Origin of the sequence: Pseudomonas sp. PAGU 2196, assembly GCF_022179005.1 — a bacterium.
In the GTDB taxonomy this organism is placed as follows: domain Bacteria; phylum Pseudomonadota; class Gammaproteobacteria; order Pseudomonadales; family Pseudomonadaceae; genus Aquipseudomonas; species Aquipseudomonas kermanshahensis.
On record NZ_BNTL01000016.1, the window covers coordinates 112,032 to 125,310 of the forward strand.

General features: G+C 62.6%; 14 protein-coding genes. 7 read left to right on the top strand and 7 right to left on the bottom strand.

Annotation, left to right across the window (positions count from 1 at the left end; all coding sequences use genetic code 11):
- Positions 1-8 precede the first annotated feature (8 nt).
- Positions 9-722 carry a UTRA domain-containing protein gene (locus tag MFF34_RS15950; protein ID WP_238215193.1) on the bottom strand — a complete coding sequence of 238 codons (714 nt, stop codon included), beginning with the start codon at positions 720-722 and terminating at the stop codon, positions 9-11.
- A 328-nt stretch (positions 723-1,050) separates the two neighbouring features.
- Here MFF34_RS15950 and MFF34_RS15955 point away from each other — a divergent pair, with 328 nt between their 5' ends.
- The 6 genes from MFF34_RS15955 (at position 1,051) to MFF34_RS15980 (ending at position 6,358) form a co-directional block, all read left to right on the top strand.
- Complete coding sequence (locus MFF34_RS15955) at positions 1,051-2,115, top strand: ABC transporter substrate-binding protein (RefSeq protein ID WP_238215196.1); 1,065 nt, start codon at positions 1,051-1,053, stop codon at positions 2,113-2,115.
- Positions 2,116-2,272: 157 nt separating this feature from the next.
- A complete protein-coding gene (locus MFF34_RS15960; RefSeq protein ID WP_027595910.1) occupies positions 2,273-3,079 on the top strand; it encodes an alkaline phosphatase family protein in 807 nt (268 codons plus the stop codon).
- Positions 3,076-3,915, top strand: a complete 840-nt coding sequence (locus MFF34_RS15965) for an ABC transporter permease subunit (protein ID WP_027595909.1) — start codon at positions 3,076-3,078, stop codon at positions 3,913-3,915. The genes MFF34_RS15960 and MFF34_RS15965 overlap by 4 nt, the downstream gene beginning before the upstream one ends.
- The gene (locus tag MFF34_RS15970) at positions 3,905-4,699 is read left to right on the top strand and encodes an ABC transporter permease (RefSeq protein ID WP_027595908.1); all 795 of its coding nucleotides are present in this window, start codon (positions 3,905-3,907) and stop codon (positions 4,697-4,699) included. Before MFF34_RS15965 ends, MFF34_RS15970 begins: the two co-directional genes overlap by 11 nt.
- Position 4,700: 1 nt before the next feature.
- Positions 4,701-5,690 carry an ABC transporter ATP-binding protein gene (locus tag MFF34_RS15975; protein ID WP_027595907.1) on the top strand — a complete coding sequence of 330 codons (990 nt, stop codon included), beginning with the start codon at positions 4,701-4,703 and terminating at the stop codon, positions 5,688-5,690.
- Between the two features lie 14 nt (positions 5,691-5,704).
- Entirely contained in the window at positions 5,705-6,358 is a 654-nt protein-coding gene (locus MFF34_RS15980) for an HAD family phosphatase (RefSeq protein WP_238215197.1), read from the top strand.
- 122 nt (positions 6,359-6,480) lie between these two features.
- On the opposite strand, the gene MFF34_RS15985 is transcribed toward MFF34_RS15980, so the two are convergent.
- On the bottom strand, positions 6,481-7,443 hold the full coding sequence (locus MFF34_RS15985; RefSeq protein WP_238215198.1) for an NAD(P)H-quinone oxidoreductase: 963 nt from the start codon (positions 7,441-7,443) through the stop codon (positions 6,481-6,483).
- 140 nt (positions 7,444-7,583) lie between these two features.
- On the opposite strand from MFF34_RS15985, the gene MFF34_RS15990 reads away from it, so the two are divergent.
- The gene (locus MFF34_RS15990) at positions 7,584-9,665 is read left to right on the top strand and encodes a carboxy terminal-processing peptidase (RefSeq protein ID WP_238215200.1); all 2,082 of its coding nucleotides are present in this window, start codon (positions 7,584-7,586) and stop codon (positions 9,663-9,665) included.
- 176 nt (positions 9,666-9,841) lie between these two features.
- Here MFF34_RS15990 and MFF34_RS15995 read toward each other — a convergent pair whose 3' ends face one another.
- From MFF34_RS15995 to pcaQ, 5 genes are all read right to left on the bottom strand, one after another.
- Complete coding sequence (locus MFF34_RS15995; protein ID WP_027595903.1) at positions 9,842-10,210, bottom strand: hypothetical protein; 369 nt, start codon at positions 10,208-10,210, stop codon at positions 9,842-9,844.
- The gene (locus MFF34_RS16000; RefSeq protein ID WP_238215202.1) at positions 10,207-10,548 is read right to left on the bottom strand and encodes a helix-turn-helix transcriptional regulator; all 342 of its coding nucleotides are present in this window, start codon (positions 10,546-10,548) and stop codon (positions 10,207-10,209) included. Before MFF34_RS16000 ends, MFF34_RS15995 begins: the two co-directional genes overlap by 4 nt.
- A 100-nt stretch (positions 10,549-10,648) precedes the next feature.
- Positions 10,649-11,089: a YkvA family protein gene (locus MFF34_RS16005; protein ID WP_027595901.1), complete on the bottom strand. Its 441-nt coding sequence runs from the start codon at positions 11,087-11,089 to the stop codon at positions 10,649-10,651.
- A gap of 280 nt (positions 11,090-11,369) precedes the next feature.
- Positions 11,370-12,116: an FKBP-type peptidyl-prolyl cis-trans isomerase gene (locus tag MFF34_RS16010; protein ID WP_027595900.1), complete on the bottom strand. Its 747-nt coding sequence runs from the start codon at positions 12,114-12,116 to the stop codon at positions 11,370-11,372.
- 222 nt (positions 12,117-12,338) lie between these two features.
- Entirely contained in the window at positions 12,339-13,271 is a 933-nt protein-coding gene (pcaQ, locus tag MFF34_RS16015; protein WP_099428531.1) for a pca operon transcription factor PcaQ, read from the bottom strand.
- Positions 13,272-13,279 lie beyond the last annotated feature (8 nt).

The following is a 13,279-nucleotide window of genomic DNA, read 5'->3' on the forward strand; positions in this document are numbered from 1 at the left end:
TCACCCCATTACCCCGCCTGGGCGCGGATGCGGATTGCATCATGCCGCCAATATTCCAGGTCACAGTCAATCAGGTGCCCCTGCTGGTCACTGTTGACCCGGGTGATGTGTAGCCCCGGGCTGCCGACCGACACCTTCAACGCGGCCGCTGCCTCGATCGGCAGCGCCGTCGGCAGAATCTCGAAGCACACCTGCCCATAGCCGATGCCGTATACCCGCCCATAAATCTCGGTCAGCGACTGCGCCAGGTCCTGGTCAAGAATGTCCGGGAAATACCGCGGGTTCAGGTAGTGCTCGGCATACAGCACCGCCCGCCCATCGATACGCCGCAGCCGGCAGATCCGCACCACACTGGACAACGCCGGTAGTTGCAGCCGCGCGCAGACCACGGCAGAAGCCGGCTGCAGCCGCGCCGACAACAGCTCGGTACTCGGCACCCGCCCCTGGTCACGCACCATCGCATGAAAGTGGCTACGCTCGATCAGGTCATAGGTCAGCCGCTGTGGGGCGACGAACCAGCCGCGCCGCTCTTCCCGGTAGATCAGCCCCTGGGCCTCCAGCTGTGCCAAGGCCTCGCGCAGGGTAATGCGCGTGGTATCGAACACCTCGCTCAGCTTGCGCTCGGCCGGCAGCTTGCCACCCGGCGCCAGCAGGCCGTGTTCGATCTGCTCCTGCAGGGCGTGGCAGATGGCTGTTACCGCACGCGGGGGCATCGGTTGCATCAAAGGTTACCTATCTGGACTAGGCCAGCCCCATGACGGGGCAATTGGAGAGTAGTGCAAGCCTAGGCAGGGCTGATGAACATCCTGTGACAAAGGCACCACACGGGCTTTGCCAGTTTCGGGCCAAGCCCGCTAAATCAGGGCCTGCGATCTGGTCTACGCTGTATTTTCAGGCAGCCGGAACCCCTGGTTGAAGCCTCCCCCTACATCAAACTGTCACGCAAGCGGCCTACCTTGGCTCAAGGTTTGCTGACCTAGACCAAAGGTCGCTGACAACTGCCTCATTCACGAAAACGATCGCAACAGGCACCCACCCAAGGAGCTTCGGATGAAAAAGTTCTTCATGGCGTCACTGCTCGGTTCGGCCATCGCCTTGTGTACCACGGCCATGGCCGCCGGCACCGACCTCAAGGCCCTGGAAGACGCCGCCCGCAAGGAAGGCACCGTCAACAGCGTGGGCATGCCCGATGCCTGGGCCAACTGGAAAGGCACCTGGGAGGACCTGGCCAATAAATATGGCCTCAAGCACAGCGACACCGACATGAGCTCGGCCCAAGAAATCGCCAAGTTCGAGGCCGAGAAAGACAACGCCAGTGCCGACATCGGCGACGTCGGCGCCGCCTTTGGCCCGATTTCGGTGACCAAGGGCGTGAGCCAACCGTACAAGCCGAGCACCTGGGATCAGGTACCCGAATGGGCCAAGGACAAGGACGGGCACTGGGCGCTGGCCTATACCGGCACCATCGCCTTCATCATCAACAAGGACCTGGTGAAAGAAGAAGAACGCCCGAAAACCTGGCATGACCTGGAGAAAGGCAAGTACAAGGTTGCCATTGGCGATGTCGGCACCGCCGCCCAGGCCGCCAACGGCGTGCTGGCTGCCGCCATCGCCTACAAGGGCAGCGAAAGCAACATCGAGCCAGGCCTGCAACTGTTCACCAAGCTGGCCCAGCAGAAGCGCCTGTCGCTGGCCAACCCCACCATCCAGACCCTGGAAAAAGGTGAGGTGGAAGTGGGTGTGGTGTGGGACTTCAATGGCCTGAGCTACCGTGATCAGATCGACCCCAAGCGCTTCGAGGTGCTGATCCCCTCGGACGGTTCGGTGATCTCGGGCTATACCACCATCATCAACAAGTACGCCAAGCACCCGAACGCAGCCAAGCTGGCGCGCGAGTACATCTTCAGTGATGCCGGGCAGACTAACCTCGCCATCGGCCACGCCCGGCCGATCCGCGCCGAGCACCTGAAGCTGCCGGCCGATGTGCAGGCCAAGCTGCTGCCTAACGAGCAGTATGGGGCTGCCCAGCCGATCAAGGATGCCGCTGCTTGGGAAGCGACCTCGAAGGCACTGCCGCAGAAGTGGCAGGAGCAAGTGATCATCGAGATGGAATAACGGCCTGGATTTTCTAGTGCCTGATCCGGCCTCTTCGCGGGGCGAGCCCGCTCCCACAGGTACAGCACAGGTGCCGTTGCTGTGCTGTACCTGTGGGAGCGGGCTTGCCCCGCGAATGGGACGACGCGGTAATGACTGATACCCCAGCGGAGCCACCATGCAACACAACGTCATCCTGGTCCTGCTCGACGGCCTCAACCACCAGGTCGCCCACCACGCCATGGGCCACCTGCACGCCTACGTCGAGGCCGATCGCGCCGCGCTGTACCGCGTTGAGTGCGAGCTACCGTCACTGTCGCGCCCGTTGTACGAATGCATCCTCACCGGCGTCACGCCGATCGACAGCGGCATCGTGCACAACAACGTCAACCGCCTGTCCAACCAGCGCAGCGTGTTCCACTACGCCCGCGAAGCGGGGCTGGGTACTGCGGCGGCGGCCTATCACTGGATGAGCGAGCTGTACAACCGCTCGCCGTTCGACGCGCAGCGTGACCGCCACACCCATGCGCCGAAGCTGCCGATCCAGCACGGCCTGTTCTACTGGGACGACCGTTACCCCGATTCACACCTGCTGGCCGACGCCGAATACCTGCGCCGCCGGCATGCGCCGAACTTCCTCCTGGTGCACCCGATGAGCATCGACGACGTCGGCCACCGCCACGGCCTGGACAGCAGCCAGTACCGCAACGCGGCACGCAGCGCCGACATCCTCTTGGCCGACTACCTGCCGCGCTGGCTCGAAGAGGGCTATCAGGTGCTGGTCACCGCCGACCACGGCATGAACAACGACCGCTCGCACAATGGCTTGCTGGCCGAGGAACGCGAGGTCCCCTTGTTCGTCTTTGGCGATGGCTTCAGCCTCGACCCTGCTGCCAAGCCGCTGCAAACCGAGTTGTGCGGCACCATCTGCGAGCTGCTTGGCGTGGCCCACGACAAGACCGTGTGCCGGGAGCTGCTCAAGTGAACGCCAGCCATCGCGGCCGTTACCTTGCCCTGCTCTGCCTGCTGCCATTCGCTGTGTTCTTCATCATCTTCCAGATCGCCCCGCTGGCCTGGGTGGCGATCAACAGCGTGCAATCCGAGGCGGGCTGGGGGTTGGAAAACTTCAGCAAGGTGTTCGCCTCGAAGTTCTACCTGCAGGCCTTGCAACGCAGCCTGGAGATCAGCTTCTGGTCGAGCCTGTTCGGTATCGTCATCGCTACCCTCGGGGCCTACTCGCTGCGCCAGGTGGATTCGCGGCTGCGCGACTTCGTCAGTGCCTTCGCCAACATGACCAGCAACTTCGCCGGCGTGCCACTGGCCTTCGCCTTCATCATCCTGCTGGGTTTCAACGGCGCACTGACCCTGCTGCTTAAACAGATCGGCCTGCTGGAAGACTTCAGCATCTACTCCAAAAGCGGGCTGATCCTGGTGTACACCTACTTCCAAATCCCCTTGGGCGTGCTGTTGCTGTACCCGGCGTTCGATGCCTTGCGTGAAGACTGGCGTGAGTCTGCCGCCCTGCTCGGCGCCAACCACTGGCAGTTCTGGCGCCATATCGGCCTGCCGGTGCTGACCCCGGCGTTGCTCGGCACCTTCGTCATCCTCTTGGCCAATGCCCTGGGTGCGTATGCCACGGTGTATGCGTTGACCACCGGCAACTTCAACGTGCTGCCGATCCGCATCGCTGGCCTGGTGGCCGGTGACATCAGCCTCGACCCCAACCTTGCGAGTGCCCTGGCCATGGTGCTGGTGGGGCTGATGACGCTGGTCACGGTGGTCCATCAATGGCTGCTGAAAAGGAGCTACCATGCGCGCTGAAACCAACGCCAGCAGCCTCTACCACCGCCTGGTGGTGTACCTGCTGTTCCTGATTTTGCTGCTGCCGCTGGCCGGCACCCTGCTCTACTCCGTGGCCACCAGCTGGTCGGCCAGCCTGCTGCCCAGCGGCCTGACCCTGAAGTGGTACGTGGCGCTGTGGAGCGAGCCGCGCTTTCTGGCGGCGTTCGGCCAGTCGCTGCTGGTGTGCGTGGGCGCACTGATACTGTCGGTGGTGCTGATCCTGCCGTTGCTGTTCGTGGTGCACTACCACTTCCCCAAGCTCGACGCGCTGATGAACATCCTCATCCTGCTGCCGTTCGCGGTGCCGCCGGTGGTGTCCGCAGTGGGGTTGCTGCAGCTGTATGGCAGCGGGCCCATGGCCATGGTCGGCACCCCGTGGATTCTGATCGGCTGCTATTTCACCATCGCCCTGCCGTTCATGTACCGGGCGATCACCAACAACCTGCAGGCGATCAACCTGCGCGACCTGATGGACGCCGCCCAACTGCTCGGGGCCAGCACCTGGCAAGCGGCGTTCCTGGTGGTGCTGCCGAACCTGCGCAAAGGCCTGATGGTGGCCCTGCTGCTGTCGTTCTCGTTCCTGTTCGGCGAGTTCGTGTTCGCCAACCTGCTGGTCGGCACCCGCTACGAGACGCTGCAGGTGTACCTCAACAACATGCGTAACAGCAGCGGCCACTTCAACAGCGCGCTGGTGATCTCCTACTTCGCCTTCGTGCTGGTACTCACCTGGGTCGCCAACCGCCTGAACAAGGACAAGACCTGACATGAGCTTCGTCAGCGTACAGCAACTGCACAAACGCTATGCCGGCACACCGGTGTTCGAAAACATCGACTGCCAGATCGAACGCGGCGAGTTCGTCACCCTGCTCGGCCCCTCCGGCTGCGGCAAGTCCACCCTGCTGCGCTGCATCGCCGGGCTGACCCCGGTGGACGGGGGGCGCATCCTGCTCGATGGCCAGGACATCGTGCCACTGAGCCCGCAGAAGCGCGGCATCGGCATGGTGTTCCAGAGCTACGCGCTGTTCCCCAACATGACCGTGGAACAGAACGTTGCCTTTGGCCTGCGCATGCAAAAGGTCAAGGCCGACGAGAGCCAGGCGCGGGTGCGTGAGGTGCTCGACCTGGTGGAGCTGGGCAGCTTCGCCGGGCGCTACCCGCACCAGTTGTCGGGTGGCCAGTGCCAGCGCGTGGCCCTGGCCCGTTCACTGGTGACCCGCCCGCGCCTGCTGCTGCTCGACGAGCCGCTGTCGGCGCTGGATGCGCGCATTCGCAAGCACCTGCGCGAGCAGATTCGTGCTATCCAGCGTGAACTGGGGCTGACCACCATCTTCGTCACCCACGACCAGGAAGAGGCCTTGACGATGTCAGACCGCATCTTCCTGATGAACCAGGGCCGCATCGTTCAGAGCGGCGATGCCGAAACCCTCTACACCGCCCCCGTGGACCTGTTTGCTGCGGGCTTTATCGGCAACTACAACCTGCTCGACCCGGAAAGCGCCAGCCGCCTGCTGCAACGCCCGGTGGCCAGCCGCCTGGCCATTCGCCCCGAATCCATCACCCTGGGCCTGAATGGCGAGCTGGACGGTGAAGTGCGCAGCCACAGCCTGCTGGGCAACGTCATCCGTTACCGGGTGCGGGTGCGTGAGGTGGAACTGGTGGTCGACGTGCTCAACCGCTCGTCTGCCGACCTGCATCCAGACGGCCAGCGAGTATCCTTGTCGATCGACCCCACGGCGCTGCGGGAAGTGGCTTAAGGAGATTCAACACAATGGCACTGGCAATTTTCGATCTGGACGAAACCCTGATCCACGGCGACTGCGCGTCACTGTGGAGCGAGCAGATGGCCCGGTTGGGCTGGGTCGACGGCAAGGACTTCCTGCGTCGCGACCATGAATTGATGGAGGCCTATGGCAAGGGCCACCTGGCGATGGAGGACTACATGGCCTTCAGCCTGGAGCCGATTGCCGGGCGCACCCTGGAAGAGGTCGAGCACCTGGTGGAGCCGTGGGTGGAGGACGTTATCGAGCCGATCATTTTCGGCGACGCCTGCCGCTGCATCGCTGAGCATCGCAAGCGTGGCGACCGTATTCTGATCATTTCCGCCTCGGGTACGCACTTGGTCGGGCCGATTGCGGCGCGGTTGGGCGTGGACGAGTACCTGGCGATCGAGCTGGAGGCGGTGAATGGGGTGTACACCGGCAAGACCCATGGGGTGCTGACCTACCGTGAAGGCAAGATCACCCGGTTGTTGGAGTGGCTGGATCAGGAGCAGGAGAATCTGGAAGGGGCAAGTTTCTATTCCGATTCGCGGAACGATCTGCCGTTGTTGTTGAAGGTGGACCATCCGTTTGTGGTGAACCCAGATGCGGTGTTGCGCGAGCATGCCGAGGTCAATGGGTGGCCGATTCTGACTTGGCGCTGATCATTGCGCTGAACATACTGGCCTCTTCGCGGGACAAGCCCGCTCCCACAGGAATATCACAGGCTCAGGATCAGTGATTTACCTGTGGGAGCGGGCTTGCCCCGCGAAGAGGCCGGGCCTGCTTACACCAGGCTCGGATCGATCACCATCACCAGCTTGCCCGACACTTGGTTAGTCTCAAGCTCGGCATACGCCGCCTGGGCAAATTCCACCGGGTAGGTATCCACCAACTGCGCCGACAACCGCCCTTCGACGAACAGCGGCCACACCTGCTGCAGCAACTCACGCAGCAACTCGGCCTTGAACCCGTCGTCACGGTTGCGCAGCGTTGAGCCGGTGATTTCCAAGCGCTTACCCAGCACCTGTGCCAGGTCCAGCTCGAACTTGCGCCCGCCCATCAGGCCGATGATTACCCAACGCCCGTCACGCGCCAGCAGCTTGAGGTTGAGTTCCCCATAACTGGCACCCACCGGGTCAAGAATCACGTCGAAGGGCCCAACGCCTTCCAACGCATCGAGGTTCTCGTTACGCACCACTCCACCGGCAGCACCCAGCGCTTCGCAGTAGGCCAGGCGATCCTGCGAGCCAACACTCACATACACCGGGTTGCCAAACGCCTTGCACAACTGGATCGCCGCCGAACCCACGCCGCTGGCCCCTGCGTGCACCAGCACTTTCTCGCCGGCTTTGACGGCGCCCAACTGGAAGATGTTCAACCACGCCGTGGCGTACACCTCAGGCAGCGCCGCCGCTTCATGCAGGCTCAGGCCTTCAGGCACCGGCAGCACATGGCGAGCGTCGACCACCACTTCTTCAGCCATCGCACCGCTGGCAAGCAAAGCACACACCCGCTCGCCCACACGCCAATCGGCGCCCGGCCCAACTTCTTCGATAATGCCGGCGCACTCCAGGCCCATATAAGGGCTGGCGCCAGGCGGTGGCGGGTACAGCCCCTTCATTTGCAACAGGTCGGCGCGGTTCAGCCCCGCAGCAGCCACGCGAATGCGTACTTGGCCCGCGTCAAGGGCCGGGCGCTCGGCCTCGACCCACTCCACATGTCCGTCTTCGCCTTGCAATGCCTTCACAGTGCCTCCATAGTTGAATCATGACTGAGCCTGGGGAACCCTCGCCCCGGGCTTTTTGCAGTATTTGTCCGGCTCCATGGAACCGGCAACGGAAAAGACGGCCTACTATGCGTGATCAATTGCCTCCACGTCGAATCAGCATGAAGCATTTCCTCCCAAGCACCGCCCTGGCCCTGATGATTGGCCTCGGCAGCCTTACGCTCGGCGGCAATGCGGCGGCCGCCAACAAGTGGGACAGCCTGCAGCCGGACCGCGACGAGATCGTCGCCAGCCTTAATGTGGTGGAACTGCTCAAGCGCCACCATTACAGCAAGCCACCGCTCGATGACGCCCGCTCGGTGATCATCTACGACAGCTACATCAAGCTGCTGGACCCTGCGCGCAGCTACTTCACCGCGGCCGACATCGCCGAGTTCGACAAGTGGAAGACGCAGTTCGACGACTTCCTCAAAAGCGGCAACCTCGACCCGGGCTTCACCATCTACAAACGCTACCTTGACCGCGTCAAGCAGCGCCTGGACTTTGCCCTGGCCGAGCTGAACAAAGGCGTCGACAAGATCGACTTCACCACCAAGGAAACCTTGCTGATCGACCGCAAGGACGCCCCGTGGATGAAAAACCAGGCCGAGCTCGACGACCTGTGGCGCAAGCGTGTCAAAGACGAAGTGCTGCGCCAGAAGATCGCTGGCAAAGAGCCCAAGCAGATCCAGGAAACCCTGACCAAGCGCTACAAGAACCAGCTGGCACGCCTGGACCAGACCCGTGCCGAGGATATCTTCCAGGCCTACATCAATACCTTCGCCCAGTCCTACGACCCGCACACCAACTACCTGTCGCCGGACAACGCAGAAAACTTCGACATCAACATGAGCTTGTCGCTCGAAGGCATCGGCGCGGTGCTGCAAAGCGACAACGACCAGGTCAAAATCGTCCGCCTGGTGCCGGCAGGCCCTGCAGCCAAGACCAAGCAGGTCGCCCCGGCCGACAAGATCATCGGCGTGGCCCAGGGCAACAAGGAAATGGTCGACGTGGTCGGCTGGCGCCTGGACGAAGTGGTCAAGCTGATCCGTGGCCCGAAAGGCTCGGTGGTGCGCCTGGAGGTCATCCCGGCCAGCAATGCCCCGAGCGACCAGACCAGCAAGATCGTTTCGATCACCCGCGAAGCCGTCAAGCTTGAAGAGCAGGCGGCGAAAAAGTCGGTGCTCAAGCTCAAGCAGGACGGCCGTGACTACAAGCTGGGCATCATCGAGATCCCGGCCTTCTACCTGGACTTCAAGGCCTACCGTGCCGGTGATCCGGAGTACAAGAGCACCACGCGCGACGTGAAGAAGCTGCTCACCGAACTGCAAAAAGAGAAAGTCGATGGCGTAGTCATCGACCTGCGCAACAACGGCGGCGGTTCGCTGCAGGAAGCCACCGAGCTGACCAGCCTGTTCATCGACAAGGGCCCGACGGTGCTGGTGCGCAATAGCGACGGCCGCGTCGACGTGCTCGAGGACGAAAACCCGGGCGCCTTCTACAAAGGCCCGCTGGCACTGCTGGTCAACCGCCTGTCGGCCTCCGCCTCGGAGATCTTCGCCGGTGCCATGCAGGACTACCACCGCGCACTGATCATCGGTGGCCAGACCTTCGGCAAAGGCACCGTGCAGACCATCCAGCCGCTCAACCATGGTGAGCTGAAACTGACCTTGGCCAAGTTCTACCGGGTGTCTGGGCAGAGCACCCAGCACCAGGGCGTGCTGCCGGACATCGACTACCCATCGATCATCGACACCAAGGAAATCGGCGAAAGCGCCCTGCCCGAGGCGATGCCGTGGGACACCATCCGCCCGGTGGTCAAGCCAGCGGCCGACCCGTTCAAGCCGTACCTGACCCAGCTCAAGGCACAGCATGAAGCGCGCAGCGCCAAGGATGCCGAGTTCACCTACATCCGCGACCGCCTGGCCCTGGCCCAGAAGCTGATGAACGAGAAAACCGTCAGCCTCAACGAGCAAGAACGCCGTGCCCGCCACGATGAGATCGAGGGCAAGCAGTTGGCCCTGGAAAACATCCGCCGCAAGGCCAAAGGCGAAGAGCCGCTCAAAGAGCTGAAGAAGGAAGATGAAGACGCATTGCCGGCTGAAGATGAAAACACCAAGCCGGAAGACGATGCCTACCTGTCCGAGACAGGGCGCATTCTGCTCGACTACCTGAGCGCGAGCTCGCAGGTGGCCAAGCACTGAGGCTAGGCATGCGTTAACCGAAAGGGCCGGGTGTGAAAACACCCGGCCCTTTTCTGTGTATGTAGGAGCAGCCTTGTGCTGCGAAGAGGCCAGTGAAAACACCGCAGATCTTTGGTGTTTTCACTGGCCTCTTCGCAGCACAAGGCTGCTCCTACAACGTACTGCGCTCGGCTGAATCAGGCTTCTTCGGGGTAACGGTACTCGAACACCCGCACCACTTCCGAGGCATGCCAGGACGCCGCCTCCATGCCGTCGACCGGCCCGGCAAAACGCCCCAGCCGCTCTACACACTCGAAAAAACCGGTGCGCGGCAGGCGGCTGGCACCCTGGCTGATCACCAGCGAACTGCGTAAAGGCTGTTCGGCGCGGGCGTCGAGCACCGCCAGGTACTCCAGCGCGGCGGTCAGCGTCTGCATGGCCGGGCTGGGCAATTGCAAGCGCTCGATAAGCGCACGGTACGTCAGCAGATGACGTTGACGACGGGCCAGGTCAAGCTCGTCCAGCAGGCTCTGCCAGTGCTGGCGGCTGATCCTGACCTGGCTCATGAGGGTTCGCTCCAACCCGCCACACCCAGGTGCCAGGCCAGGGCGCGGCGGATGGCAGCGTCCGGCTGTCGCTCGCCTGACTCGATCATGGCCAGGTACGCGGGGCTTACACCCACATTGCGCGCCAAAAGCTCAGGGGCGATGCCCTTCGCTTGACGAATTTGTGCCACCTCGCTGAATGCCGGTAAAGGTGCAGCACTGGCAGCATCGCTTTGCACTTCACTGACACCCGCCTCGACGGGCGGCTGCCCCGCTGCCTTCAGCAGTGCCTGGTATTGCTCCCAGGGCACGACGGCGTACTCGGGCTGACCGTCCCGGCTAATAACCTGAATACCCATTACAACCCCCTTACTTAGGATTACGGCATGTAATCCGTAGGCATAATCCTTATGCCAATTATATTACCAAGTACGGGAGTCTGTGCAGCTCAGGCTGATTTCACTGCGTATTGCGTTCCAGGCGCAGCGCTTCGGGGGTATCCGGCAAGCGTTCCACCACGCGCAAGCGTTCTGGGGCCTGGCTGTCGCGCCAGGCTTTGAAACGCGCCAGCTCATCGGCCACGGTCTTCAACACCCACCCCAGCACGGCGATGTCGTCAAGAAAGCCCACGCCCAGCAGCCAGTCGGGGATAGCGTCGATAGGGCTGACGAAGTACAGCAGGCCGGCAACGATGGTCACCAGCGCTTTGGGGCTGATGGCGCGGTACTCGCCGCGCCACCAGGCCAGGCACAGCGACTGCAGCAGCTTTACATCCTCGCGCAGCTGGCCGATCCGCGGGCCTTTGCGGGCCACGGCGAACAGCAAGGCCGGCAACCGCCCGCGGCTGAGCAGGCGCTCGGCCAACGGCAGAAAACGGGCGAAATTCCAGGGTGCGCTCATGGAGCCTCCGAGAGGGACAGGTTATCCACATTTATTGTGGATAACCTTGTGAACAGGGCGAAGTTTCTGACGTCAGGTGCCCACTAGGCAAGGGTCCCGGTCAGATCGGGCGTTTTTTACACAGTCGTTTCAGATTCGCAAACGATTTGCGTCAGAAGCATCCTACTTCATCACGCTGCTATTGCTCGGACAGTATCAGCCGCCAGAGGTTCTTCTCAGCCGATTGCCCCAAACGAAAACGCCCCGTCAAGACGGGGCGTTTTACGCAAACCAGCCAGTGTTACTTGGCAGGCTCTTCTGCTGGCGCTTCTGGCTCGGCACCCTGCAGCTGGGCCGGGTCTTTGATGGCGATCAGCTCAAGGTCGAACACCAGTACCGAGTTGGCAGGGATCAGCGGGCTCGGGCTCTGGGCACCGTAGGCCAGTTCGGCCGGGATGAACAGCTTGTACTTCTCGCCGACGTGCATCAGTTGCAGGCCTTCGACCCAACCTGGGATCACGCCGCTGACAGGCAGGTCAATCGGGCTGCCGCGCTCGACGGAGCTGTCGAACACCTTGCCATCGGTCAGCTTGCCTTCGTAGTGAACAGTCACCACGTCGGTCGGCTTAGGCTGCGGGCCGTCGGCCTTCTTGATCACTTCGTACTGCAGGCCCGAAGCGGTGGTGACAACACCCGGCTTCTTGGCGTTTTCTTCGAGGAACTTCTTGCCGGCGGAGGCGGCTTCTTCGCTGGCCTTGGCCAGACGCTCTTCGGCGCGCTTCTGCAGCGAGGTGAAGGCTTCTACCAGCTCTTCGTCCTTGATGCGCTGCTCTTTCTTGCTGACGGCGTCTTCGATGCCGAGGGCGACCGCTTTCGAATCAAGGTCTTCCATGCCTTCCTGAGCCAGGCTCTTGCCCATGTTCAGGCCGATACCGTAGGAGGCTTTCTGTGCCGGAGTCTTCAGCTCGGGGCTGCTGGCCTGTTGGTCGCAGCCAGCCAATACCAGGCCTACCAGGGCAACCGCAGCCGCCAAACGATGCTGTTTCATGCTATTTCCTTGTTCATGCGCCATAAGGGCAATCAGGGTAAAGCCGCGAGCTTAGCAGGCGGCCATGACCAATGGCTACCGGCATAGGAGCGGGTTTTGCTAAGGAAGTTCAGTACTTAAAGGGTTATTCATCTGACACATTAGAGCCACTGGCCAGTATTGACCCTTTATGCCGAATTCGCCTGGGTTTACGCGCCAAAAATTTCACTTCGTTCTGAGTTGTCAGGGGTATTGCCCCTCACGGTACTGCCCCGCCACCTCACGCAGCACCTCGCACACCCACTGCCCTGGCACGCTCTGCTCCAGCGCCGCGTTGCGGCACAGGCCCACCGACCCGCCCGGCTCGCGCACGCCCAAGTCGAGCTCGACCAGCTCACCACGGCCCAGGTCGATCAGCACCGCATCCCGTGGCGCCACCCACACCGCATCACTGCCCAGCAGGTAGCGGCGGCTCAGGGCCAGCGAGAGGGTTTCCAGGCGTTGCGCGGGCATCTGGATACCGCATTGAACGAACAGGCTGTCGGCGTGCTGGCGAATGGTGGTGCCTGGGGGCGGCAACACCAAGGGGTAACGCCCGACCTGTGCCCGCTCGACAGGCGTGTTGGCCAGCAACGGGTGCCCCGGCCGCACCACCAGGCTCATCGATTCGCTGTACAGGTGCTCGAACGACAGGCCCTGAATTTGGGGGCTGTCGGTCATGCGCCCCACCACCAGCTCCAGTTCACCCAGGCGTAGCTGGCCGAGCAACTGCGCGCTGGCACCGGTCACCACGCTGATCAGCAACGCCTCATGGCGTTGATGCAGGCGGCACAGCACCTCGGGCATCAACAAGCCCTCGACCGTGGACAGCACGCCAATGCGCACCTGCGACGGTGCCCGCGCCTCGCCGCGCAGGCTGCTGACGCCATCGCGCAGCGCCTGCACGCTGGGCCCGGCATACCGCATGAAGCGGGTGCCGGCCGGGGTCAGCTCGACGCCCTGCCGGCTGCGTTCGAACAGGCGTGTTTCCAGCAGCGCTTCGAGTTCCTTGAGGGTCTTGGAAATCGCGGGCTGGCTGATGGCGAGGATGTCTGCGGCCCTGGCCAGGCTGCCCTGCCGGGCAATCTCCAGGAAGCACAGCAGGTGGCGGTACTTGATGCGGGTGTCGAGGTTCATGGCCTCAA